We start from the raw sequence: 21,857 nt of genomic DNA, 5'->3' as shown, positions 1-21,857 counted from the left end.
ATCTGTCGGGTTAGTTAGGTCTGTGAATATAGTGGGCACGGTGGCCTTGGAGGGCAGTGTATGCGGGAGCGAATCGCCGGTCTGGTGCTGGCACGGCCCGGACGGTTGCTCGGGATGGAACCCTTCATGGCCGATGTCGTGCAGGGCATCGAGGAGGTCTTCGCCGGACGGCACTGCAGCCTGCTGATCGAGTTCGCGGCCGATATCGCCGGAGAGATCGAGATCTGGCGGCGCTGGGTGGCCAACGACCACGTCGACGGCATCGTGCTGGTGGACCTCCGGACCACGGATCCGCGGCTGGCCGAGGCTGAGCGCCTGAAGGTGCCGACCGTGCTGCTGGGCGGACCGGAGCTGCAGGCGCCGATCACCAACGTGCTGGTCGACAACGCCGAGGGCGCCCGCGCGGCCGTCCGGGCGCTCGCGGACCTCGGGCACCACGACATCGCCCGGATCAGCGGTCCGCGCGACATGCTGCACTGCCAGGCGCGCGACGACGCGTTCCTGCGGACGTGTGCCGAGCGCGAGGTGCACGGCCGGGTCATCGAGGGCGACTACTCCGAGGACGCCGGGCGGGAGGCGACGCGGCAGTTGCTCACCGGCGGCCAGGTGCCGACCGCGATCGTCTACGACAACGACCTGATGGCGATCGGCGGCCTCGCCGTGGCGAAGGAGCTCGGGGTCGAGATCCCGGAACGGCTGTCGGTCATCGCCTGGGACGACACGGCAGTGGCCCGGCTCGCCCATCCGCCGCTGAGCGTGGTGACCGTCGACGTGCACGGTCTCGGTACGGTCGTCGGCGAGGCGATCCTCGCGGTCATGGACGGCGGCGACGTGACGACGTACCACGTGCCGAAGCCGACGATCCGGCTCGCGCAGTCGACTGCGGTGAACCTGCAGCAGAACGGAAGGTAGCGCCGGAGGTGAGCACCGAGCATCGGGAGCTGGAGCTCTTCCTGCATCTGGCGCGCACCTTGAACTACGGGCGCACCAGTTTGGAGTGTCATGTGAGCGCGGCGACGCTGACCCGGACCATCCAGCGGTTGGAGACCCGGGTCGGCGGACAGCTGCTCGATCGTGGGCCGCGGGGCGTCGTGCTGACGGCTGAGGGGCGGCGGTTCACGACGTACGCCGAGCAGGCGCTGGAGTTGTGGGCGGACTATCGCGCCGGGTCCGCCGAGCCGGGTGGGCTGAGCGGGGAGCTGCGGATCTTCGCGACCGTCACCGCGTGCCAGACCTTGGTGCCCGAGCTGCTCGCGCCGTTGCGGGCGGCGCATCCGCAGATCCGGCTGGACATCCGCACGGGTGATGCCGCCGCCGCGCTGGCGCGTCTCGACGAGGGTGAGGTGGACGCGGCGGTCGCCGGCATCCCACGTCGCCTGCCGCAGAGCATGGTCACGCGCACCGTCGCCGTCACGGATCTCGTCCTGGTGCGAGCCCGCTCGGGCGATGCCGAGATGCCGTACGTCGTACCCGCCCGCGGGCTCGTCCGCGAGGCGGCGTACCGCTGGTTCCGGAAGACCGGGGTGAAGCCGGCGATCGCCGCGGAACCCACCGGTCACGAGGCGCTGCTCGCCCTGGTGGCGTTGGGATGTGGGACCGGTGTCGTGCCGCGGCTGGTTCTCGAATCGTCGGCGGTGCGCGATCAGCTCGTCGAGGTGCCGGCCGATCTGGACCCGCTGACTATCGGTCTTTGCGTGCGCCGCGCCGACTTGCACCGCCCGCTGGTCGCCGCTTTGTGGAACCTGACGAGCGGGGCGGACCGACAGTAGCGCCCGGGAAGAGCTTGGCGGGGACCAGTTGCGGCGGCAGCGGGTCGTCGCCCTCGAGTTGGCGCAGCAATGCCTCGGTACCCAGCTGGCCGAGTTCGGGGCCGGGGGTGCGCATCATGGTGAGCTCGGGTTCGGTCATGGCCGCGGTCTCGGGGACCATCAGCAGGGACAGGACCGACAGGTCGCCCGGAACGTCGTGGCCGGCGCGCTTGAGGCCTGAGACGACACCGAGCGCGGCGTACTCGTTCAGGACCAGGACCGCTGTCGTCTCGGGATGCTCGGCCAGCAACTGATCCGCGGCGGCCTTGCCGGCCTGGGTGGTGTCGGAGCAGGGCAGGATCACCACCGGAAGCCCGTACGACGCGGCGACGCGGCGGTACGCATCCTCGGTCCGGACCCAGGGGCCGTACGCGTGGAACCGCGGATCGTTCAGATCCCCGGAGATCAACGCGAGCTGACGATGCCCGTGGTCGTACAGGTGCTTGACCGCGTCCTCGACCGTCGTGTCGAAGTCGATGTCCACATGCGACAACCCGTCGAGCTCCGTCGTCCGGCCGATCAACGCGAACGGTGTGCCCGACTCCCGCAGTACGTCGACGCGCGGGTCGTCCAGCTGCACCTCCATCAGGACGACGCCGTCGACCAGGCCCTGTCCGAGCAGCTCACGCAGCTCGACTCCGTCGTTCCCGACCGGCCAGAGCACCAGGTGGTAGTCCTGTTTGCGGGCCGCTTCGGCCGCGCTGGTGAAGAACTCCGCGGTCGACATCCCGAACCGGTGCTCGAGCGCCGGGTACGCCATCGCGACGATGTGGGTACGCCGGCTCGCCAGCGCCCGGGCGACGACGTTCCGCCGGTACCCGAGCTCGGCCATCGCCTGCTCGATCCGCGCTCTGGTGCCGGCCGTCACGGGTTTCGTGTCGTTCAGCAGGAACGAGACGGTCGCGATCGAAACCCCCGCGCGCTGAGCGACGTCACGCATCGTGACCATCGATCGACCCCCTCTTGACGACGCTGAACTCTTGACAGCGATGTGACCTAGGGAACATAGTCCTTCAACGCCTCAGTTAAGCGGTTTACCGCCCCAATCACAAGTGCAGCCCACTTCTCTTCGTCCATCGGTTAAACGCTTTAAAAGGAGTCCGATGTCATGATCAGCAAGCGGATCGCCGCCGCGCTGGCGGGTGCGACGACGGTGTCGCTCCTGCTGGTTGCCTGCGGCAACAACGGCGGCGGTCAGTCGTCCTCGTCGTCCGGCGACAGCGTCAAGAGCCTCACGGTCCTCGACTACTACAACAACGACCCGGACAAGTCCCTGGTGCAGAAGGGTCTCGACTCCTGCGCGTCGAAGCTCGGCATCACCATCCAGCGGGAGACGGTGCCTGGTGACACCTTGATCCAGAAGGTGCTGCAGCAGGCCTCGTCGAAGACGCTGCCCGACGTCCTGATGCTCGACAACCCCGACGTCCAGCAGATCGCCGCGACCGGTGCGCTCGCGCCGCTGAACGACCTGGGCCTGAGCAGCGACGGCGTCATCAAGGGCATGACCGACGCGACGTCGTACGACGGCAAACTCTACGGGCTGGCGCCGGTGACGAACACGATCGCGTTGTTCTACAACACCCAGATGCTCAAGGAGGCCGGCGTCCAGCCGCCGAAGACCTGGGACGAGCTGAAGGCCGCGGCCAAGAAGCTGACCAAGCCCGGCCGGTACGGGATGGCGTTCAACGCGAACGCGACGTACGAGGGGTCGTGGCAGTTCCTGCCGGCGATGTGGACCAACGGTGGTGACGAGACCGACCTGAACAGCCCGCAGGTCTCCGAAGCCCTGCAGCTGTGGGTGGATCTGGTGAAGTCGGGGTCCGCGTCGAAGAGCGTCATCAACTGGACGCAGGGCGATGTGAAGGACCAGTTCGTGGCCGGCAAGGCCGCGATGATGATCAACGGCCCGTGGCAGATCCCGGCGCTGCAGAAGACGCCGAACGTGAAGTGGGACGTGGTCACGTTCCCGCTGAACAAGCCGGACCAGACGCCGGTCGCGCCGCTCGGCGGCGAGGCCTGGACGGTGCCGCTGAACAAGGACCAGGCCAAACAGCAGAAGGCCGCGGACTTCGTGAAGTGCCTGAACTCGGACGAGAACGAGCTGGCCTGGGCGAAGGCCCGGTTCACGATCCCGACCAAGACCGCCCTGCTCGACGAGTACGTCAAGGAGGTGCCGTCGATGAAGGCGTTCACCGAGCAGGTGAAGACCGCCCGGGCCCGGACCGGCAAGCTCGGCGACAAGTGGCCGGACGCCGCGAAGGTGATCTACCAGGCCATCCAGCTGGCGCTGACCGGTAAGGCCTCGGCCCAGGACGCCTTCAAGCAGGCCTCCGGCGGCTGATCGGCATGGTGACGCTCACACGAACGACGGTGGCCGGCCGCGCGCGGGTGCGCGGCCGGTACCACCGGGGTGAAAACCTCACCAAGGTGCTGTTCGTCCTGCCGGCCGCGGTGGCGATGATCGCGCTGTTCGGCTACCCGGTGGTGAAGAACCTGCTGATGAGCCTGCAGGACTACGGGCTGCGGACGTTCTTCACGGGGGACGCACCGTGGGTCGGACTGAAGAACTACAGCACGGTGGTGACCGACAACCTGTTCTCGGACGCGATGCTGAACACGGCGCTGTTCACGGTCGGGTCGATCGCGTTCCAGTTCGCCATCGGACTCGGGCTCGCGCTGTTTTTCCGAAACCGTTTTCCGCTCAGCGGCGTGCTGCGTTCGCTGCTCCTGCTGCCGTGGCTGCTGCCGCTGATCGTGTCCAGCGCGACCTGGCGGTCGATCCTCGAGCAGGACAGCGGCATCCTGAACCGGACGCTGATGGGCCTGCACCTGATCGGTGATCCGGTGCCGTGGCTGAACTCGCCGTCGGTGGCGCTGATCGCGGTGATCGGCGTGAACATCTGGATCGGAATCCCGTTCAACGTGACCCTGCTGTACGCCGGGCTCGCGGAGATCCCCGAAGAGCTCTACGAAGCCGGGCAGCTGGACGGCGCCACCGGCTGGCGGGCCTTCCGGTACATCACCTGGCCGAACCTGCGCTCGGTCGCGAGCGTGCTGCTGATGCTCGGGGTCGTCTACACGATCAAGGTGCTGGATATCATCCTCGGCCTCACCGGCGGAGGGCCGGCGAACGCGACCCAGACGCTGGCGACCCAGTCGTACGAGAAGTCGTTCGTGGACTTCCGGTTCGGCCAGGGCGCGGCCCTCAGCAACATCCTGATCGCGATCTCGTTCGTGTTCGCGATCTTCTACCTGCGCGGCACCCGGCGTGCCGTCGACGAGTAGGGCGGTTGCGGCCATGCACGTGCTCAGGCGACTTCCGCGACAAGTTCTAACGGCGTCTACGGATCAGGACAAAGGTGAACAGCGCCAGCGTGACAACGAACGCGAGCAGGCCGAACGGGAACACCGCCATCGAGTCGTAAAACTCCGCATCGGGCTCACCGTCGCAGTCGCAGGGTGTGAAGTGGTCGACGACGACCCAGGTCACAAAACCCACGATGGCGGCGCCGATCGGAACGAAACAGCCGAAGAGGAGACACGCATCGGCTCTGGACCGGGGTTCATCAGCCGTCCAATCGCTTCCCATCGGACGAGGTTACGTGACCTCGCCCGGTGCCGCTGGACTCGTCGGCAGAGCAGAGAAGGGAGGACACGATGCGACGTACGGCGTACACCGTGATCGGTGTGCTGATCCTGTGCGTGATGCTGTTCCCGGTCTACTGGATGGTGAACGCGTCGCTGCAGCCGTCCGGAAACACGCTGACGGCGGGTTTCCTGCCACTGCATCCAACGTTTTCCGGCTACCGCCGCGCGCTCGACGAGCAGGGCGGGAATCTCGTCACCAGCATGATCATCGCGGCCGGAACGGTCGTGCTCAGTCTGGCGATCGCGACCCCGGCCGCGTACGCGCTCTCGCAGTTCCGGTCCCGGTGGGTGTCGGTCGGGCTGCTGGCGATCCTGATCTCGCAGATGATCCCGGGGATCGTGATCGCGAACGCGCTCTACACGGCGTACGAACGGATCGGGTTGCTGAACTCGGTCCCGGGGCTGATCCTGGCGAACTGCAGCAGCGGCATCCCGTTCGCGATCCTGATCCTGCGGTCGTTCATGCTCTCGCTGCCGCCGTCGCTGGTGGAGGCGGCGCGGGTGGACGGCGCCGGGTTGTTCCGGGCGTTCATCGCGATCGTGCTGCCGATCAGCAAGAACTCGCTGATCACCGCGGGGCTGTTCAGTTTCCTGTTCTCCTGGAGCGACTTCCTGTTCGCGCTGACGCTGACCACCAAGGGCGGCGTCCGGCCGGTGACGCTGGGGATCTACCAGTACCTCGGCACGCAGGTGCAGAACTGGAACGCGGTGATGGCGACCGCGGTGCTCTCGGCGGTCCCGGCCATCGTGCTGCTGATCGCCGCACAGAAGTACATCGCCGCCGGTGCCATCGGCGGAGCCGTCAAATAACCCTTCCAGCTAAGGAAAAACTATGACGATTCGTGTACTCGTCTGGGGCGAGAACCGCCACGAGCAGGTCGAGCCGCACGTCCGGGAGATCTACCCCGACGGCATGCACGCCACGATCGCGGCCGGCATCGCCGAGAACCTTCCCGACGCCAAGGTGTCCACCACGACCCTCGACGAACCCGAGCACGGCCTGACCGAGGACGTGCTCACGAACACCGACGTACTGGTCTGGTGGGGCCACGCCGCGCATGGCGAGGTCGACGACAAGGTGGTCGAGCGCGTGTACCAGCACGTGCTGTCGGGTATGGGGCTGGTCGTGCTGCACTCCGGACACTGGTCGAAGATCTTCGGCAAGTTGATGGGTACGTCGTGCACCCTGCGCTGGCGCAGCGAGCGGGACCGCGAGCTGGTCTGGACGGTGAACCCGACGCACCCGATCGCCCAGGGTGTCCCGCACCCGATCGAGATCGAGCAGCAGGAGATGTACGGCGAGTTCTTCGACATCCCGGTGCCGGACGAACTGATCTTCGTGTCCTCGTTCTCCGGCGGGGAGGTATTCCGTTCCGGCTGCACGTTCCGCCGTGGGCACGGAAAGATCTTCTACTTCTCGCCGGGCGACCAGGACTTCCCGGTCTACCACCACAAGGACGTCCGTAAGGTGATCGCGAACGGGGTCGCGTGGGTGCGCACCGACCTGCCCGAGCGAAAGGTACCGACGTTGCTGCGTTACGAGACCGACGACTTCTTCAACGGACACGGGTACACCGGACCTATCGAGGAGCCTGCCGATGCCTGAACCCTTGCGACTGCTGCAGGCCGGAGCCGGTGGCATGGGCCGCGCCTGGTTGCGCACCATCGCCGCCAACCCCGACGTCGTCCTGGCCGGGCTCGTCGACCTGGACGTCGACGTGGCCCGGGCCGCGGCCGACGAGCACGGGTTCACCGACGTCCCGGTCGCCGCGTCGATCGACGAGCTGGCCGGCCAGGCCGACGCGCTGATCGACGTGACCGTCCCGCAGGCGCACCCGACGGTCAGCGTGCGGGCGCTGCAGCTCGGGCTCCCGGTGCTGTGCGAGAAGCCGCTGGCCGAGACGGTCCGGGAATGCCTCGGGATGGTCGCGGCCTCCGAGGTCACCGGCAAGCTGCTGATGGTCTCGCAGTCCCGCCGGTACTTCCGGGCGATCGCGGCGCTCGAGCGGCAGCTCGCCGAGCTCGGACCGATCGGGACGCTGACGTGTGAGTTCTACAAGGCGCCGCACTTCAGCGGGTTCCGCGAGCGGATGGCGGAGCCGCTGCTGGTGGACATGGCGATCCACCAGTTCGACCTGTCCCGCAAGCTGATCGGCTCCGAGCCGGTGTCGGTGTACTGCGATTCGTACAACCCGTCCTGGAGCTGGTTCGACGGCAACGCGGCCGCGTCCGCGGTCTTCACGTACGTCGACGGCACCCGCTTCGCCTTCACCGGCAGCTGGTGCGCGGACGGCCTGGAGACGTCCTGGAACGGCCGCTGGCGGGCCAGCACTCCCGGCGGTACGGCGACCTGGGACGGCGACAACGCACCGGTCGCGGAGTCGGCGTCCGGCGAGTCCCTGGCTTCGGTCCTCGGCGATGAACCGGAGGAGATCGCCGGCTCGCTGGTCGAGTTCGTCGACGCGGTCCGGTCGTCGACGGTGCCGCAGTCCGAGGTGCACTCCAACGTGATCAGCATCGCGATGGTGGAGGCCGCCGTACGCTCCGCGAACACCGGCGTACCGGTGCGGATCGCCGATGTGATCACCGACGCGTACGACGAGGCGCTGGCGACGATCGAGGACCCGGCGCTGCACGCGGCGCTGAAGGCCTGGCCCACTCCCCTGAAGGCGGTCGGTCTGCAGGACTGAGTCTTTCAGCTCCTGCAACGGGGCGGTGCGTACATTGCGCTTGCTGCAATGTGGGTACCGCCCTTTGACTTGAGGCATGGAGAGTTCGGTGTTTCGGGTCGAGAGCATGAGTGTGCCGGGTGGCACGGAGTCGATCGTGCGGGGTGGGCGGGACCTGTTCCCGTCGCTGCCGGCGGCGCTGCACGGGGTGGAGCGCATCGGCGTCCTCGGATGGGGGCCGCAAGGACGGGCGCAGGCGCTGAACCTGCGCGACTCGCTGGCTGGCAGTGGCATCACCGTCGCGGTGGGCCTGCGGCCGGGGTCGAAGTCCGCGGCGGACGCACGGGCCAAGGGGTTCAGCGAGGCGGACGGGACGCTGGGGGACTGGCTCGAGGTCGCGGCCGCGTCCGACCTGGTCATCCTGCTGATCGCCGACGCCGCGCTGGCCGCGCACCACGAGGAGATCTTCGCGCGGCTCAAGCCCGGCGCGACCATTGGCCTGTCCCACGGTTTCCTGCTCGGTCACCTGACTGCGACCGGCGGTGACTTCCCGGCCGGGCATCCGGTGATCGCCGTGTGCCCGAAGGGGATGGGCGATTCGGTACGGCGCCTGTACCAGCAGGGCGCGACGGTCAACGGGGCCGGGATCAACGCGAGTATCGCGGTGCACGCCGATCCGGACGGGCACGCCACGGATCGCGCGCTGGCGTGGTCGATCGGCCTCGGCTCGCCGTACACGTTCGCGACCACGCTGGGCGACGAGTACCGCTCGGACATCGTCGGTGAACGGGCGATCCTGCTCGGTGCCGTGCACGGTCTGGTGGAGGCGCTCTACCGGCACTTCCGGATCGACGGTGCGGACCCGGTGACGGCGTACGAGCGGTCGACCGAGGCGATCACCGGGCCGATCGCGCGGACGATCTCGGACGACGGGATCGTGGCGGTGCGGGCGGCGACCGGTGACGTGGACCTGTTCGACCGCGCGTACTCCGCGGCGTACGGACCGGCCCGGGACCTGGTCGCGGAGATCTACGACGAGGTTGCCGACGGCACCGAACTGCGGAGCGTGATCCTGGCCGAGCAGCGGCTCGCGACCCGCCCGATGACCGAGATCGGCGGCAGTGAGATGTGGTCGCACAGCGCGGAGGTGCGGGCCCGTCGCGGTACGGCGCCGGCGGTGCTCGATCCGGTGACCGCGGGGCTGTTCGTGGCCACGATGATGGCGCAGGTCGACGAGTTCGCCGAGCGCGGGCACGCGTGGTCGGAGATCGTCAACGAGTCGGTCATCGAGGCGGTCGACTCGCTGCTCCCGTACATGCACGCCCGCGACGTCGCCTACATGGTCGACAACTGCTCCCGCACCGCGCGCCTCGGCACCCGTCGCTGGGGCCCGCGGTTCCAGGCGGCGTACGAGCAGATCGCCCTGCCGCACCTCGACAGCCCGGCCGATCCCGAACTGCTGAAGAGCTTCCTGGAGAACCCCGCCCACGAAGCACTCGCCGCCGCAGCCGAGCTCCGCCCCTCGGTCGACATCTCCGTCACCTCGTGAGGATCGGCAGCTCGACAGGACATGTCGGCGGATCCGGTGGGTGGTGAGAACCGGCTGAGCGTGGCGACGACGGGTAGTAGACGTATACGTACTGTCGAGATGCCGGACTTGCGGGAGTTGTCCGTCTAGCCTGGCGGGCATGAATTCTCAGATGACGCGGTCGCGGTTGGTGCCGATGCTGCCGCGGGACCCGCACGAGCCCGGCCGGACCGCGTCGTCGCTGGAGTTGTTCTTCGACCTGGTGTTCGTGGTGGCGGTGAGCGTCGCCGCGGCGCAGTTGCATCACGCGCTGTCCGAGGGGCACGTCGTCGAGGGCCTGCGGTCCTTCGCGATGGTGTTCTTCGCGATCTGGTGGGCGTGGATGAACTTCACCTGGTTCGCCACGTCCTTCGCGACCGACGACTGGCTCTACCGGCTGCTCACGATCGTCCAGATGAGCGGCGTCCTGGTGCTGGCGGCCGGCATCGAGAAGGTGTTCACCGAGCACGACTTCACCGTCGCCATCCTCGCGTACGTCGTCATGCGGGTGGCGATGATCGCGCAATGGTTGCGGGCGTCCCACTCGGCCGGGTCGAGCCGGCGGGCCACGCAGTTCTACGCCGGCGGGATCGCGATCGTCCAGGTGTTGTGGCTGGTGCTGCTGCTCCTGCCCGAGGCGATCCAGACACCTGTGCTGGTGCTGCTCGTGGCCGCCGAGCTCGCCGTACCGGTGATCGCCGAGCAGCGCGGGATGACGCCGTGGCACCCGCACCACATCACCGAGCGGTACAGCCTGTTCACGCTGATCCTGCTCGGTGAGAGCCTGCTCGCGTCCGCGAACGCGATCATCGAGGCGGTCCACGAGCACGAGGAGCTCGGCCCGTTGATCTCGCTCTCGGTGCTGACGCTGGTCGTCACGGCCGCGCTGTGGTGGATCTACTTCTGGCCGCCGCACCACACCGCGATCACGTCACTGTGGCGCTCGCTGCGGTACGGGTACGTGCACTACTTCGTGTTCGCCGCGGCCGGTGCGTTCTCGGCCGGGATCGAGGTGCAGATCGACCGGATCACCCATCACACCGAGCTGAGCGAGGTCGCCGCGTCCTTCACGGTGACGATCCCGATCGCGGTCTTCGTGCTCGGCATCTGGTGGATCGCGTTGCGCGACAACGCCGATCGCGTGGTGAACGCCGTCGTACCCGTGGGCGCGGTGCTGGTGTTGCTGGATCCGCTGATCCCGGTGCCGTTCGCGCTCACCGCCGTCTTCATGGCGGGGATCGTCGTCACGCTGGTCCTGCGTCCGCCGGTGCCGCGCGGCTAGGGGTTGCCGAGCTCCGCGAGGGCGGTGGCGACGCGGCCGTGGGCGGCGTCCAGGGCGGCGCGGGCCTCGGCGATCGGGGTTCCGGTGAGGAGATGGACCAGGGCGGGCTTCAGCTCGCCGTCGGAGGCGGCCAGCGCGGTCTCGCAGGCGGCCTCGTCGGCGCCGGTGGCCTCGCCGAGGATCCGGAGCATCCGGCCGCGGAGCTTCTTGTTGGTGGCGACCAGGTCGACCATCAGGTTGGACCAGGTGCGGCCGAGCTTGATCATCAGCGTCGTGGAGAACGCGTTCAGGATCATCTTCTGCGCGCTGCCGGCCTTCAGCCGGGTCGAGCCCGCGATCACCTCCGGGCCGGTGTCGGCGGCGATCACGATGTCGGCCAGCGGCGCCAGTGGGGCGTCGGGGTTCGACGTGACCAGAACGGTGGTCGCGCCGGCCGCGCGGGCGGCCTTCAAGGCGCCGGCGACGTACGGCGTGCTTCCGGAAGCGGCGAGGCCGACGACGAGATCCTGATCGGTCACGGCGGCCGCATCCGTGGCGCCGCCCTGCTCGGAGTCCTCGACGTTCTCGACCGCGCGCAGCAGCGCCTCCATGCCGCCGGCGTGGTGGGCGACCACCAGCCCCTCCGGCACGTGGAACGTGGGCAGCAGCTCGGCGGCGTCCAGCACCGCCAGGCGCCCTGATGTCCCGGCGCCGAAGTAATGCACCCGGCCGCCGCCACGGACCGCCTCGACGGCGGCGTCGACGGCCTTGGTCAGCTCCGGGATCACGGCTCCGACGGCGCCCGCGACCCGGGCGTCCTCGTTGTTGACCATCTGGAGGATCTCGGACGTGCCCACCGCATCGATGGCGAGCGTCCTCGGGTTGCGCTGCTCGGTCGGTGAGGTCACAGGATTGATGTTAGTTTTCTACTGAAGGATTTTCAATTCCGTTCATCCTTGACTAAACGGTTGACGTCACTCGGATCCTTTGAGCCGGTGCCCGCGGACCGAGGTAGCGGTCTCCTCGAGCGCCTTCCGGGCGTCCGGCAGCACCTGCTGCGCGACTCCGATGAAGAGGCAGTCGATCACCGTCAGTTGCGCGATCCGGCTGGACATCGCCCCGGAGCGGTACGTCGTCTCGCGGGCGGCCGTTGTGAGCACCAGGTCGGCCGTCTTGGCCAGCGGCGAGCGCGGGAAGTTGGTCACCGCGACCGTGGTGGCGCCGTGCTTGGCGGCCTCCTCGAGCGCTTCGACGACCTCGACCGTCGTGCCGGTGTGCGAGATGCCGATCGCCACGTCGCCGTCGCCGAGGAGGGCCGCGCTGGGCAGCGCGACGTGCACGTCGTTCCAGGCGAACGCGACGCGGCGGATCCGGTGCAGCTTCTGCTGCAGGTCCATCGCGACAAACGCGCTGGCGCCGAAGCCGTACAGGTCGACCCGCGGCGCCTTCACGACCGCTTCGACGACCTTGGCCAGCGTCGCCACGTCGACCTGCTGCGCGGTCTCGCGGACCGCCCGCTCGTCGGCGAACGCGACCTTGCCGACCACGTCGGCCAGCGAGTCACCGGGCTCGATGTCGCCGCCGACCTCCGGACGGACACTCTCCTGCGCCGACTGGGCCGCCAGCTGCAGGCGGAGCTGCGGATAGCCGGGGACGCCGATCTGCTTGCAGAACCGGATGACCGTGGTCTCCGAGGTGGACGCCACCTCGGCCAGTTCGGAGATCGTCATCGCCGCCACTCCGCCCGGGTCCGCGAGGACCGCGTTCGCCACCCGCTGCTCGGCCGGCGCCAGCGCGGGCATCACCGCGCGGACCCGGACCAGCAGCGGCCCCGTGGGTTCTGGAGAGGTTGTTGAATTCATGACAGCCACGGTACGGCGCCCATGCACGAGATGGGATCACCGACGCGAAAGTCTCCAACCTGTTGCGGTAAATGATTCCGGAGTGTGTTCACCGTCGAGAAGAACACCGTTCGCACTCGTGATCTTCACACCGTCGACGTACACGCCCCTGCCCTGGTAGAGCGGGTCGCTCGTGTACCGCCAGCGGACGATCCGCTGGCCGGCGCCCAGTTCCGCGGTCACCTGGTGCCAGTGCCGGTCACCCGAACCGCTGATCGAACCGTCGGTGTCGACCATCGATCCCCGGTCCCGCACCGTGAACGGCACCTTGGTCCACGTCGATCCGTCCGTGGAGGTCTCCAGGTACAGCAGGTCCGTGTCCTCGGTGTCGACGAACAGGTCGAACGCGAGCTTCGCGCCGCCCAGCGGTACGACGACCTTCGTGGACAGCGTGCTGGTCGCGTTGTCCGTCGTACCGGAGAACCAGGAGTCCTTGCCGTGTCGTGGGCCGACGCCGAGGGCCAGCGCGAGGCCTTGGGCGACCGCGCGGCGGGCCGGGTTGTTGCTGCCCCAGTTCCTGCTCGGGTGCACGCGGTTGGTGAGCAGGATCGCGAACGAGCGGGAATCGAAGTCGATCACGATCGACGTGCCGGTGTAGCCGGTGTGGCCGGCGGTGCGGGGGCCGGACAGGCCGCCCATGTACCAGCGCTGGTTGAGCTCGAAGCCCAGTCCGTGGTCGTTGCCCGGGAAACCCTGGTTGAAGTTCGTGATCATCGCGGTGACCGAGGATTCCTTGAGGATCCGGGCGCCGCGGTAGCTGCCGCCGTTCAGGAAGGTCTGCGCCAGCACCGCCATGTCGTCGGCCGTGCTGAACACGCCCGCGTGTCCGGCGACGCCACCGAGTGACCAGGCGTTCTCGTCGTGGACCGAGCCCCACACCATCCCGCGCGGGGGCGAGCTCTGGAACTCCGTGGCGGCGATCCGCGGCTTCTTCTTCGGGTCCGGGTTGTAGCCGGTGTCGCGCATCTGCAGCGGTTTGGTGATCCCGTCGGCGACCAGCTTGTCGAGCGGCTTGCCGGTCACCCGGTGCGCGAGCTCGCCGAGCGCGATCAGGTTCAGGTCGCTGTAGAGGTACTTCGTTCCCGGCGGGTCCTGCAGTTTCGCGGTCAGCGCGAGGTGCAGCCGTTCCTCGGGGGTCTTGCCGGTGCTCCACAACGGGAGCCAGGACGGAAATCCACTGGTGTGCGTGAGGGCCTGCCGGACGGTGACGGTTTCCTTGCCGTTTTCCGCGAACTCCGGGATGTACGTCGCGATCGGCGCGTCCAGGTCGACCTTGCTCTTCTCGACCAGCTGCAGCACGACGATCGACGTGAACAGCTTGGACACCGAGGCCATGTCGAAGATCGTGTCGGTGCGCATCGGGATCTGCTCGTTCGCCGGCAGCTCGGTGCCCTGACCGTCGGCGTACTTGACCGCCTGGCCGGTGGCCGTCCGGGTGACGATGTTCCCGTCGTGACCGAGCAGCGTGACGGCACCGGCGTACAGCGGTTTCGCCGTACCGCTCGGTTGCGTCCAGGCGGCGACCTGGGACAGCGCGGCGTCGATCGGCGCCGGGTCCAGGCCGGCCTTCGCCGGGGTCGCGTCGCGCAGCAGCGTGGTCTTCGGCGCGTACCCGGCGTACGGGTGGTCGAACCGGCCGGAATTGTTGCTGCCAGCAACGGCAGGGGTTGCCATCGTGAGTATCACCGCTGAAGTCGTCGTGATCGCGGCCCACCGTTTCATCGGTGAGCTCCCTTGTAGAGCAGGTACTTCGCCCGCCGGGCCGTCCAGGCGTCCGTCTCGGACTTCCAGGCTGCCACGATCTCTTCGGCGGTCGCATCGGCCGAAAGCAGGGTCCGGAACCGATCGGATCCGGTCAGCAGATCGATCCACCGGCCGGGTGGGGTCTCCGCCCGCCAGGTGAACTCCGGGTAGAGCTTACGGGCCTCGACGATCATGTGCGTCGCGGCCGTGATCGCCTCGACCCGGTGCGGGTCGGTGATCTGGACCTGGACGCCGCCGCACAGCACGTTGGCGTTCTTGCTGATGGTCGGCGTGAAGTACGCCTCGCGGAACGCGATTCCGGGGATTTCCTTGGCCTGCAGCGCCTCCGTCCACCGGTAGTCGACGTACGGCGCTCCGATCAGCTCGAACGGTCGTGTCGTACCGCGGCCCTCGGACATGTTGGTCGCCTCGAACAGACACAGGCCCGGGTACAGCAGCGCGGTGTCCGGGGTGGGCATGTTCGGGCTCGGCATCACCCAGGAAACCCCGGTGTCGGCGGCCAGCTGGTCGCGCTTCCAGTTCTTCGCCTCGATCACGGTCAGTTGCTTCAGCCGGCCGCCGTTCGGCTCCAGCGGCAGGTACTCCGCGTCGAACATCCGGGCCAGCTCACCGACGGTCATGCCGTGCTGCTGGAGGATCTCCTTCTTGCCGACGCCGGAGGTGAAACCGGGTTTGAGCATCGGGCCGCGGGCGTAGCCGCCGACCGGGTTCGGCCGGTCCAGGACGACGAACCGCGCGCCGGTGCGGACCGCGGCGAGCATCGCCTCGAACATCGTCCAGATGTAGGTGTAGAACCGTGCGCCGACGTCCTGGATGTCGAAGACAACGGTTTCCACCCCGGACTTCGCGTACAGGGCGGCGAGCTTGTCCGCGTTCGCGCCGTACGCGTCGTACACCATGATCCCGGTGCGCGGATCGACGTGGTCGCCCTCCGAGCCACCGGCCTGCGCGCTGCCGCGGAAACCGTGTTCGGGACCGAACACGGCGACGATGTCCACCTTCCCGGACGCGTGCATGGTGTCCACGACGTGCTGGAAGTCGGACAGGATGCCGGTCGGGTTGCTGATCACGCCGACCTTCTGACCGGCCAGCGCCCGCCAGCCGTCGGCGGCCAGCACCTCGGCTCCGGTCAGGACCGGTCGGCTGGACACCGCCGTACCGTCGGGCACCGCCTGCGCGGCGGGTACGTCGAGCAGTGGGGCGGCGGCGAGGGCGCCGGCGCCGGCGAGCAGATTGCGTCGCTTCATGAGGTCTCCTCGGGGCAGGGGCTTGGAGGCGTGACAGGACGGGTCACGGGCGGAAAGAGAGATGGGCGATCATCGGCCGGTGGTCGCTGGCGGCCTGCGCGACCGGGACCTCGGCGGGCACCTCGGCGTGCAGGACGTGCAAACCGGAGCCGACGGTCACGAAGTCGATCCGCTTGTCGGCGGCGACCGCGGGGTAGGTGTCCGGACCGCCGGTCGTCGAACCGGCCGCCGTCCAGGAGTCCGAGAGCTTGCGCCACAGGCCCGCGAGCTCGGGTGCGCCGGCCTCCGCGTTGAAGTCGCCGACGAGGATCTGTAGGTCCTGCCTACGGTCGGCGGCGAGCATCTTCACGGTGTCGGCGACCTGAGCCTGGCGGACCGACGGATCGGCACGGTAGTCCAGGTGCGTGCAGTACACGTGCAGCCGCCGCCCGCGGACGTCCAGCTCCGCCTCGAGGAACCCGGGCGCCGGAGCCGGTACCGGGTTCGGGTCCTGCGTCGAGAGCCGCGTGATCGAGTGGTTCTCGGTGCGGACCAGCGGGAAGCGGGAGAGCAGGCCGACGCCGTACTGGCGCCGCGGCTGACCGGCCGCCGGCGGGTCGAAATCGTAGATCGGGGCGAACGCCGGGTGCATGCCGAGTTTGGCGCCGAGTTCGGCGAGGGTGTCCAGCCACTGGCTGCGGTCGCCCCAATGCACGTCGACTTCCTGCAGGCCGATGATGTCCGCGTCCAGCGCCTTCAGCGCCTGCGCGGTGCGGTCGAGGTCGAAGACGTTGTCTTCCCCGGCGCCGGCGTGAATGTTGTACGACGCAACGGTCAGCGAGGTCTGCCGGGCGTCGAAGGTCAGGCCGTGGCCGAACGGGTACAGGACCGGAGCCGGGTCCGGACTGTTCGGGTCCGGCTTGGCCGGGATCTCCACCGGGAGCTTGCCGGTCGGGGCGATCTCGCCGTACAGCACCTTCGCGAGGGCCGCCATCGACGGTGCGGTGGAGCCGTACGTGACGAGCGTGGTCGGCGCCGGCCCGAAGTACGCGACGTCGTACGGGTCGCGGACCGGGACGACGATCACCGGGCGACCGGTGCCGAGTAGTCCGTTGACGAGCTTCTGCTGTTTGGCCAGCTTGTCGGTGACCTCGGTGTCCCAGGCTTTGTTGGTGAGGACAACGGTGAGGTCGGCCTGGGCGGTCGCGGCGAGGGCGTCGGCGATCTTGGCGTCGGTCGGCGTGGTGCCGGTGTCCTTCACGATCGTCGTCGCGCCATGGGTCTGCAGGGCGGTCGCGAGCGCGGCCGGGCCGTACCCGGTGACCAGGATCGTGCGTGGCGCGGGGGAGAGCGGCAGCAGTCCGGCATCGTTGCGCAGCAGCGTCGTACTGCGGTCCGCGATCAGCTGGGCCTCGGCGTAGTTGGCCGGCGTACCGACGATCTGCGCGACCCGGGACACGTCGACGTACGGCCGGTCGACCAGGCCGCCCGCGTGCTTCAGCGCGAGGATGCGGGTGACGCTCTCGTCGATCCGGGCTTCGCTGATCCGGCCGCCGCGGACCGCGGCGAGGACCGAGTTGTAGGCGAGCCCGGGATCGACCGGCATCAGCAGCTGGTCGACGCCGGCCTCGATCGCGCGCAGCGGGATCTCCGCGTCGCCGTACTTGTCCCGGACGCCCTGCATGCCGAGTGAGTCGGTGATCACGACGCCGTCGAACCGGAGCTGCTCGCGCAGGATCCCGGTCAGGATCGGCCGGCTCAACGTCGCCGGGTCGCCGGACGGATCGAGCGCGGGTACGACGATGTGCGCGGTCATGATCGACTGGATGCCGGCCCGGATCGCGGCCTGGAACGGGGGCAGGTCGATGCGGGTCCACTCGTCGCGGGTGTGCCCGATGACCGGGATGCCGGTGTGGCTGTCGGTGGCGGTGTCGCCGTGTCCGGGGAAGTGTTTCGCGGTCGACACGATCCCGCCGTCGCGCTGGTAGCCCTTCACCTGCCCGGCGACGAGTTCGGCGACCAGCGCCGGGTCGGACGAGACCGAGCGGACCCCGATCACTGGGTTCAGCGGATTCACGTTGACGTCGGCGTCCGGGGCGAAGTCGGTGGTGATACCAAGGGACTTCAGCTCCCGTCCGGCGATCGCACCGGCCGCGCGGGCGAACGCCGCCGACCGGGTCGCGCCGAGCGCCATGCCACCCGGGAACTGCGTCGCGGGCGGTCCGACCCGGACGACCGAGCCGTACTCCTGGTCGGTGCCGATCTGCAGCGGGATCCCGTTGTTCGCGATCGCGGCGGCCTGCAGACCGTTGGACAGGCCCGCGATCTGCTGCGGGTTGCGGACCGAGTCGGTCCAGGTGAAGTAGATGACGCCGCCGAGGTTGTACTTGCGCACCACTTCGGCCGGCGTCGCGACGCCGTACAGGCTGGTGTTGCGGGCGTCGGCGGTGTCGGCGGCGGGGCCGTAGGCGTAGCAGACGAACAGCTGGCCGACCTTCTGTTCCAGCGTCATCCGCCGCAGGGTCTCGCGGACCCAGCGGTCGGTGCCGGCCTGGGTCTGGGCGTTCGCGGTCGTCGTCGTGGCAACCGTCGATCCTGCGACGGCGGCCGCCGCGAGTCCGAGGGTCTGGCGTCGGGTCAGTTCCATGGGTGTCACCAACTCCTTGCGGGCGGGCAGGGGCGAGCGCCAAAGTAAGTGAATTACAGATACTTCCCCGAGACGCGAAAGTTACCCACGCGCGCACGGTGGGTCAAGAGTCGATGACACGTAGTGGACCGCCCTGCTCGATCCGCGCTCCGACCGGCGCCGCAAGGGCGACAAGGCCACCCGTGCACGGCAGGTAGGTCACCTCGAGCTCGGGCGCGGATGCTACGACTCCGCCGCCGATCGGAACCTCCCGCCGAAGCCCTCGCAACCCGACCCCGAGCGCCTTCCCGACTGCTTCCTTGGCCGTCCAGAGGTGTAGGAAGGCGTCCAGCTGATCGGGCCGGCTGTTCATCCATGCCGACTCGGACGCGGTGAACCAGCGGTTCGCGAGCGGGACGATGTCCCGGGGCTCACGTTCTTCGAGGTCGATCCCGAGCGGACCGTCGTACGACGCGGCGACGGCGATCAGGTGGTGGGTCCGGGACACGCTCACCGCCAGCCCGGGGATCTCCGGCCGACCGCTCTCGTCATGGTCGAGAGTCGGGTCGTCGACCATCGTTCCCGCCAGTTCGAGCAACAGCTCGTGGGCGTTTCCAGCCGGCGCGAGCCACACATGCACGGAAACACCCACCGCATGAAGGTAGCCCAGGTCCCGTCACGGGGAGTCTTGTCGACAAATTGCCTCAGGGAACTGGTCCTCTCGATGGAGCCGGAACTGGATCTGTAGGGCGTACCGGTATGTCTCTAACTTCGAAGTATGACCACCGCGTGCGAAGTCCAGGTAGCTGCTGCCGAGCGTTTGCTGACCGGCCAGTTCGGCCGGCTGCTGGTGATGGTTTTCGGATCCGGGCTGAGCATGTACCTGCTCACCTCCGTGGTCCCGCTCTACCTGGCCGCCAACGGATCCGGCGGGGTCGGCGTCGGTCTGTCGACCGCCGCGATGATGTTCTCCGCGGTCGCCGTCGAACTGCTGGTACCGCGGATGCTCGCCCGCTGGGGCTACCAGGTCGTCCTGGGTCTCGGTCTGATCCTCCTCGGTGCACCGTCGCTGGTCCTGCTCGCCACCGCGAGCCTCCCGGTCGTGCTGGCCGTCTGCATCGTCCGGGGCGCCGGCCTGGCGATCCTCGTCGTCGGCGCGGTCGCCCTGGTCGCCGACCTGACCCCGGCCGCCCGCCGCGGCGAGGCGCTCGGCGTGTACGGCGTGGCGGTCGGCGTGCCCGCGGTGATCGGTCTCCCGCTCGGCGTCTATCTGACTCACGTGATCGGCTTCGGCGCGCTGTTCGTCCTGGCCGCCGTCGCCTCGCTCGCCGGTCTCGTCACGCTGATCGGGCTGCCCGCCGCGGTGCGCACCGAGGGGCAGCACGTCCAGGTACTCGGCGGCGTCCGGCGCAGTGGTCTGCTGATGCCGACTCTGGTGTTCGCCGCGGTGACCGTCGCGGCTGGGATCAGCGTGACTTTCCTGCCGCTCGGGGTTGCCGGGGGCAAGCAGTCGATGGTCGCGACAGCCCTGCTGCTGCAGGCGATCGCTGCACCCGCCGCGCGCTGGCTCGCCGGTCGGTACGCCGACCGCATCGGCCCCGCGAAACTGCTCGCACCCGCGCTGCTCTTCGCCGTCGTCGGCGCCGGCTCGCTGGTTTTCCTGCCTAGCGCCGTCGCGATCCTGATCGGCTCGACCTGCTTCGGTATCGGGTTCGGCGCCGCGCAGAACCTCACGCTGACGCTGATGTACAACCGCGTCGACCGCTCCCGCTACGGCCAGGTCAGCGCGCTCTGGAACCTCGCGTACGACGGCGGTTGGGGAGCCGGCGCGCTGATCTTCGGGGCGGTCGTCGGCGGGGTCGGCTTCCCGGTGGCGTTCGCGCTGACCGCGGCGGTCGTGGCCGTGGCCGTCGTACCGGCGATCAGGGCGTCCCGCTGAGCGGCGTGGTCAGAGCTTGCGCAGCCTGACCCAGCGGACGGCGTGGTCGGCGCCCTTGCGGAGCACGAGCGTGGCGCGGGAGCGGGTGGGCAGGATGTTCTCGCGGAGGTTCGGGCCGTTGATGCCGTCCCAGAGCGATTCGGCCTTCGAGATCGCCTGCTCGCGGCTCAGCTCGCCGTACCGGACGAAGTACGACTCCGGGTTCCGGAAGGCCGTCTCCCAGAGTTTGAGGAAGCGGGCGACGTACCAGGAGCGGATGTCGTCGGCGGCGGCGTCGACGTACACCGAGAAGTCGAAGAAGTCGCTGACCGCGAGGCCGCTCTTGCCGTCCGCGTGCCGGGGCGCCGGCTGCAGGACGTTCAGCCCCTCGAGCAGCAGGATGTCGGGCTGCTCGACGGTCGTCCGGACGTCGGCCATCCGGTCGTAGTGCAGGTGCGAGTAGACCGGCGCCTCGACGGTGTCCATCCCGGACTTCACCTCGACCACGAAGCGCAGCAGGGACTTGCGGTCGTACGACTCCGGGAACCCTTTGCGCTGCATCAGGCTCCGGCGCTCGAGCTCGGCGTTCGGCCAGAGGAAGCCGTCGGTGGTGACCAGCGCGACCCGCGGGTGCTCGGGCCAGCGGGCCAGCAGTTCGCGGAGCAGGCGCGCGGTCGTGGACTTGCCGACGGCAACCGATCCGCCGATGCCGATCACGAACGGCGTGCGGGTGGCGGCCGGTTTGCCGAGGAAACTCTCGGTGTCGGCGTGCAGGGCGCGGGCGTGCCGGACGTACAGCGACAGGATCCGGGACAGCGGGAGGTAGACCTCGCGGACCTCGTCCATGTCGATCTCGTCCCCGAGACCGCGCAACCGCTCCACCTCGTCCGCCGTCAGCGGGGAGACGGTGGTCTCGGCCAGTTGGGCCCAGGTGGCCCGGTCGAGCTCGGTATAGGGAGTCACCTCCCGCGACGGCTGCAGCATGTGGCCCATTCTTCCCACCGGCGCGGGAAGCACCCACATCAGGCGGACGTGGGCTTCGTCTCAGCTACGGTACGGTCTCGAAACTTTCGGTCACCGTCCGGTGACCGAGCGGGTGTGCGAGGATCACGACCCGATGATCGATTCCGCCTGGCTCGGTACTCAACGGCTGCCCGAAGTGACCGTGCACGCGTCGGGGGCGCTGGCCCAAACGATCCGGGCCGAGCTCCGGCAGACGCGCCGCTTCCGCACCGACGTACAAGTTGCCGTGTGCACCTTGACCCGGGTCCGCGAGACCCCGCTGTGGCGGGAAGTCGAGGCCGCCGTCCCCGAGCACGGGCTCGGCGTCGAGGGGTTCGTGGTGGTGCGACGGGGCAACGATCTCGTGGTGGGGGGGGGGGGGGGGGGGGGCGGGGGGGGGGGGGAGCGGTAAGTGAATCGGGTCAATGAGGGGATAGTAGGGGGCGGGAGCCGCAGCAAACGCACCG

At 68.8% G+C, this 21,857-nt stretch carries 19 protein-coding genes; 10 read left to right on the top strand and 9 right to left on the bottom strand.

Annotated features, from left to right (window positions below; genetic code table 11):
• The first annotated feature begins 60 nt into the window (after positions 1-60).
• Both ACWGID_RS32390 and ilvY read left to right on the top strand, forming a co-directional pair.
• A complete protein-coding gene (locus ACWGID_RS32390) occupies positions 61-912 on the top strand; it encodes a LacI family DNA-binding transcriptional regulator (RefSeq protein ID WP_452203088.1) in 852 nt (283 codons plus the stop codon).
• Positions 913-920: 8 nt separating this feature from the next.
• Positions 921-1,769, top strand: a complete 849-nt coding sequence (gene ilvY / locus ACWGID_RS32385; protein WP_452203086.1) for an HTH-type transcriptional activator IlvY — start codon at positions 921-923, stop codon at positions 1,767-1,769.
• Here the strand turns inward: ilvY and ACWGID_RS32380 are convergent.
• On the bottom strand, positions 1,681-2,757 hold the full coding sequence (locus ACWGID_RS32380) for a LacI family DNA-binding transcriptional regulator (RefSeq protein ID WP_452203084.1): 1,077 nt from the start codon (positions 2,755-2,757) through the stop codon (positions 1,681-1,683). The two genes, ilvY and ACWGID_RS32380, sit on opposite strands and share 89 nt — an antisense overlap.
• Positions 2,758-2,916: 159 nt before the next feature.
• Here ACWGID_RS32380 and ACWGID_RS32375 point away from each other — a divergent pair, with 159 nt between their 5' ends.
• Together ACWGID_RS32375 and ACWGID_RS32370 are read left to right on the top strand one after the other, a co-directional pair.
• Entirely contained in the window at positions 2,917-4,149 is a 1,233-nt protein-coding gene (locus tag ACWGID_RS32375) for a sugar ABC transporter substrate-binding protein (protein WP_452203082.1), read from the top strand.
• Positions 4,150-4,154: 5 nt separating this feature from the next.
• Positions 4,155-5,093: a carbohydrate ABC transporter permease gene (locus tag ACWGID_RS32370; RefSeq protein ID WP_452203081.1), complete on the top strand. Its 939-nt coding sequence runs from the start codon at positions 4,155-4,157 to the stop codon at positions 5,091-5,093.
• Between the two features lie 46 nt (positions 5,094-5,139).
• On the opposite strand, the gene ACWGID_RS32365 is transcribed toward ACWGID_RS32370, so the two are convergent.
• A complete protein-coding gene (locus ACWGID_RS32365; RefSeq protein ID WP_452203079.1) occupies positions 5,140-5,298 on the bottom strand; it encodes a hypothetical protein in 159 nt (52 codons plus the stop codon).
• 167 nt (positions 5,299-5,465) lie between these two features.
• Between ACWGID_RS32365 and ACWGID_RS32360 the strand changes: the two genes are divergently transcribed.
• The 5 genes from ACWGID_RS32360 (at position 5,466) to ACWGID_RS32340 (ending at position 10,974) form a co-directional block, all read left to right on the top strand.
• A complete protein-coding gene (locus tag ACWGID_RS32360) occupies positions 5,466-6,266 on the top strand; it encodes a carbohydrate ABC transporter permease (protein WP_452203077.1) in 801 nt (266 codons plus the stop codon).
• Positions 6,267-6,288: 22 nt separating this feature from the next.
• Positions 6,289-7,062, top strand: coding sequence for a ThuA domain-containing protein (locus ACWGID_RS32355; RefSeq protein ID WP_452203075.1), 774 nt, complete (start codon positions 6,289-6,291; stop codon positions 7,060-7,062).
• On the top strand, positions 7,055-8,146 hold the full coding sequence (locus ACWGID_RS32350; protein WP_452203073.1) for a Gfo/Idh/MocA family protein: 1,092 nt from the start codon (positions 7,055-7,057) through the stop codon (positions 8,144-8,146). Before ACWGID_RS32355 ends, ACWGID_RS32350 begins: the two co-directional genes overlap by 8 nt.
• 76 nt (positions 8,147-8,222) lie before the next feature.
• The gene (locus tag ACWGID_RS32345) at positions 8,223-9,674 is read left to right on the top strand and encodes a ketol-acid reductoisomerase (protein WP_452203071.1); all 1,452 of its coding nucleotides are present in this window, start codon (positions 8,223-8,225) and stop codon (positions 9,672-9,674) included.
• A 139-nt stretch (positions 9,675-9,813) separates the two neighbouring features.
• Positions 9,814-10,974, top strand: coding sequence for a low temperature requirement protein A (locus tag ACWGID_RS32340; protein ID WP_452203069.1), 1,161 nt, complete (start codon positions 9,814-9,816; stop codon positions 10,972-10,974).
• Here ACWGID_RS32340 and murQ read toward each other — a convergent pair.
• From murQ to ACWGID_RS32310, 6 genes are all read right to left on the bottom strand, one after another.
• The gene (gene murQ, locus ACWGID_RS32335; RefSeq protein WP_452203067.1) at positions 10,971-11,861 is read right to left on the bottom strand and encodes an N-acetylmuramic acid 6-phosphate etherase; all 891 of its coding nucleotides are present in this window, start codon (positions 11,859-11,861) and stop codon (positions 10,971-10,973) included. The two genes, ACWGID_RS32340 and murQ, sit on opposite strands and share 4 nt — an antisense overlap.
• 66 nt (positions 11,862-11,927) lie before the next feature.
• Positions 11,928-12,815 (bottom strand): MurR/RpiR family transcriptional regulator, encoded by an 888-nt coding sequence (locus tag ACWGID_RS32330; RefSeq protein ID WP_452203065.1) that lies wholly within the window; start codon positions 12,813-12,815, stop codon positions 11,928-11,930.
• 36 nt (positions 12,816-12,851) lie between these two features.
• A complete protein-coding gene (locus ACWGID_RS32325) occupies positions 12,852-14,576 on the bottom strand; it encodes a serine hydrolase (protein ID WP_452203063.1) in 1,725 nt (574 codons plus the stop codon).
• On the bottom strand, positions 14,573-15,865 hold the full coding sequence (locus tag ACWGID_RS32320; RefSeq protein WP_452203061.1) for an exo-beta-N-acetylmuramidase NamZ family protein: 1,293 nt from the start codon (positions 15,863-15,865) through the stop codon (positions 14,573-14,575). The genes ACWGID_RS32325 and ACWGID_RS32320 overlap by 4 nt, the downstream gene beginning before the upstream one ends.
• A gap of 43 nt (positions 15,866-15,908) precedes the next feature.
• Positions 15,909-18,491 carry a glycoside hydrolase family 3 N-terminal domain-containing protein gene (locus tag ACWGID_RS32315; RefSeq protein ID WP_452203059.1) on the bottom strand — a complete coding sequence of 861 codons (2,583 nt, stop codon included), beginning with the start codon at positions 18,489-18,491 and terminating at the stop codon, positions 15,909-15,911.
• 103 nt (positions 18,492-18,594) lie between these two features.
• Entirely contained in the window at positions 18,595-19,122 is a 528-nt protein-coding gene (locus tag ACWGID_RS32310; protein WP_452203058.1) for a 4'-phosphopantetheinyl transferase family protein, read from the bottom strand.
• Positions 19,123-19,248: 126 nt separating this feature from the next.
• Between ACWGID_RS32310 and ACWGID_RS32305 the strand changes: the two genes are divergently transcribed.
• Positions 19,249-20,409 (top strand): MFS transporter, encoded by a 1,161-nt coding sequence (locus tag ACWGID_RS32305; RefSeq protein WP_452203056.1) that lies wholly within the window; start codon positions 19,249-19,251, stop codon positions 20,407-20,409.
• Between the two features lie 9 nt (positions 20,410-20,418).
• On the opposite strand, the gene coaA is transcribed toward ACWGID_RS32305, so the two are convergent.
• On the bottom strand, positions 20,419-21,372 hold the full coding sequence (gene coaA / locus ACWGID_RS32300) for a type I pantothenate kinase (RefSeq protein WP_452203054.1): 954 nt from the start codon (positions 21,370-21,372) through the stop codon (positions 20,419-20,421).
• Between the last annotated feature and the right edge of the window lie 485 nt (positions 21,373-21,857).

The sequence above is a fragment of the Kribbella sp. NPDC054772 genome (assembly GCF_053611945.1).
Note: the sequence above shows the minus strand (reverse complement) of the source record. Positions and strands in the feature narration are given on the sequence as shown.

Coding starts and splice junctions, on each gene's coding strand:
- ACWGID_RS32360 (WP_452203077.1), top strand. CDS start 5,466: ATGCGACGTACGGCGTACACCGTGATCGGTGTGCTGATCCTGTGCGTG.
- ACWGID_RS32325 (WP_452203063.1), bottom strand. CDS start 14,576: ATGAAACGGTGGGCCGCGATCACGACGACTTCAGCGGTGATACTCACG.
- ACWGID_RS32380 (WP_452203084.1), bottom strand. CDS start 2,757: ATGGTCACGATGCGTGACGTCGCTCAGCGCGCGGGGGTTTCGATCGCG.
- ACWGID_RS32330 (WP_452203065.1), bottom strand. CDS start 12,815: ATGAATTCAACAACCTCTCCAGAACCCACGGGGCCGCTGCTGGTCCGG.
- ACWGID_RS32320 (WP_452203061.1), bottom strand. CDS start 15,865: ATGAAGCGACGCAATCTGCTCGCCGGCGCCGGCGCCCTCGCCGCCGCC.
- ACWGID_RS32315 (WP_452203059.1), bottom strand. CDS start 18,491: ATGGAACTGACCCGACGCCAGACCCTCGGACTCGCGGCGGCCGCCGTC.
- ACWGID_RS32350 (WP_452203073.1), top strand. CDS start 7,055: ATGCCTGAACCCTTGCGACTGCTGCAGGCCGGAGCCGGTGGCATGGGC.
- ACWGID_RS32370 (WP_452203081.1), top strand. CDS start 4,155: ATGGTGACGCTCACACGAACGACGGTGGCCGGCCGCGCGCGGGTGCGC.
- coaA (WP_452203054.1), bottom strand. CDS start 21,372: ATGCTGCAGCCGTCGCGGGAGGTGACTCCCTATACCGAGCTCGACCGG.
- ACWGID_RS32375 (WP_452203082.1), top strand. CDS start 2,917: ATGATCAGCAAGCGGATCGCCGCCGCGCTGGCGGGTGCGACGACGGTG.
- ACWGID_RS32390 (WP_452203088.1), top strand. CDS start 61: ATGCGGGAGCGAATCGCCGGTCTGGTGCTGGCACGGCCCGGACGGTTG.
- ACWGID_RS32345 (WP_452203071.1), top strand. CDS start 8,223: ATGGAGAGTTCGGTGTTTCGGGTCGAGAGCATGAGTGTGCCGGGTGGC.
- ACWGID_RS32355 (WP_452203075.1), top strand. CDS start 6,289: ATGACGATTCGTGTACTCGTCTGGGGCGAGAACCGCCACGAGCAGGTC.
- ACWGID_RS32305 (WP_452203056.1), top strand. CDS start 19,249: ATGACCACCGCGTGCGAAGTCCAGGTAGCTGCTGCCGAGCGTTTGCTG.
- ACWGID_RS32340 (WP_452203069.1), top strand. CDS start 9,814: ATGAATTCTCAGATGACGCGGTCGCGGTTGGTGCCGATGCTGCCGCGG.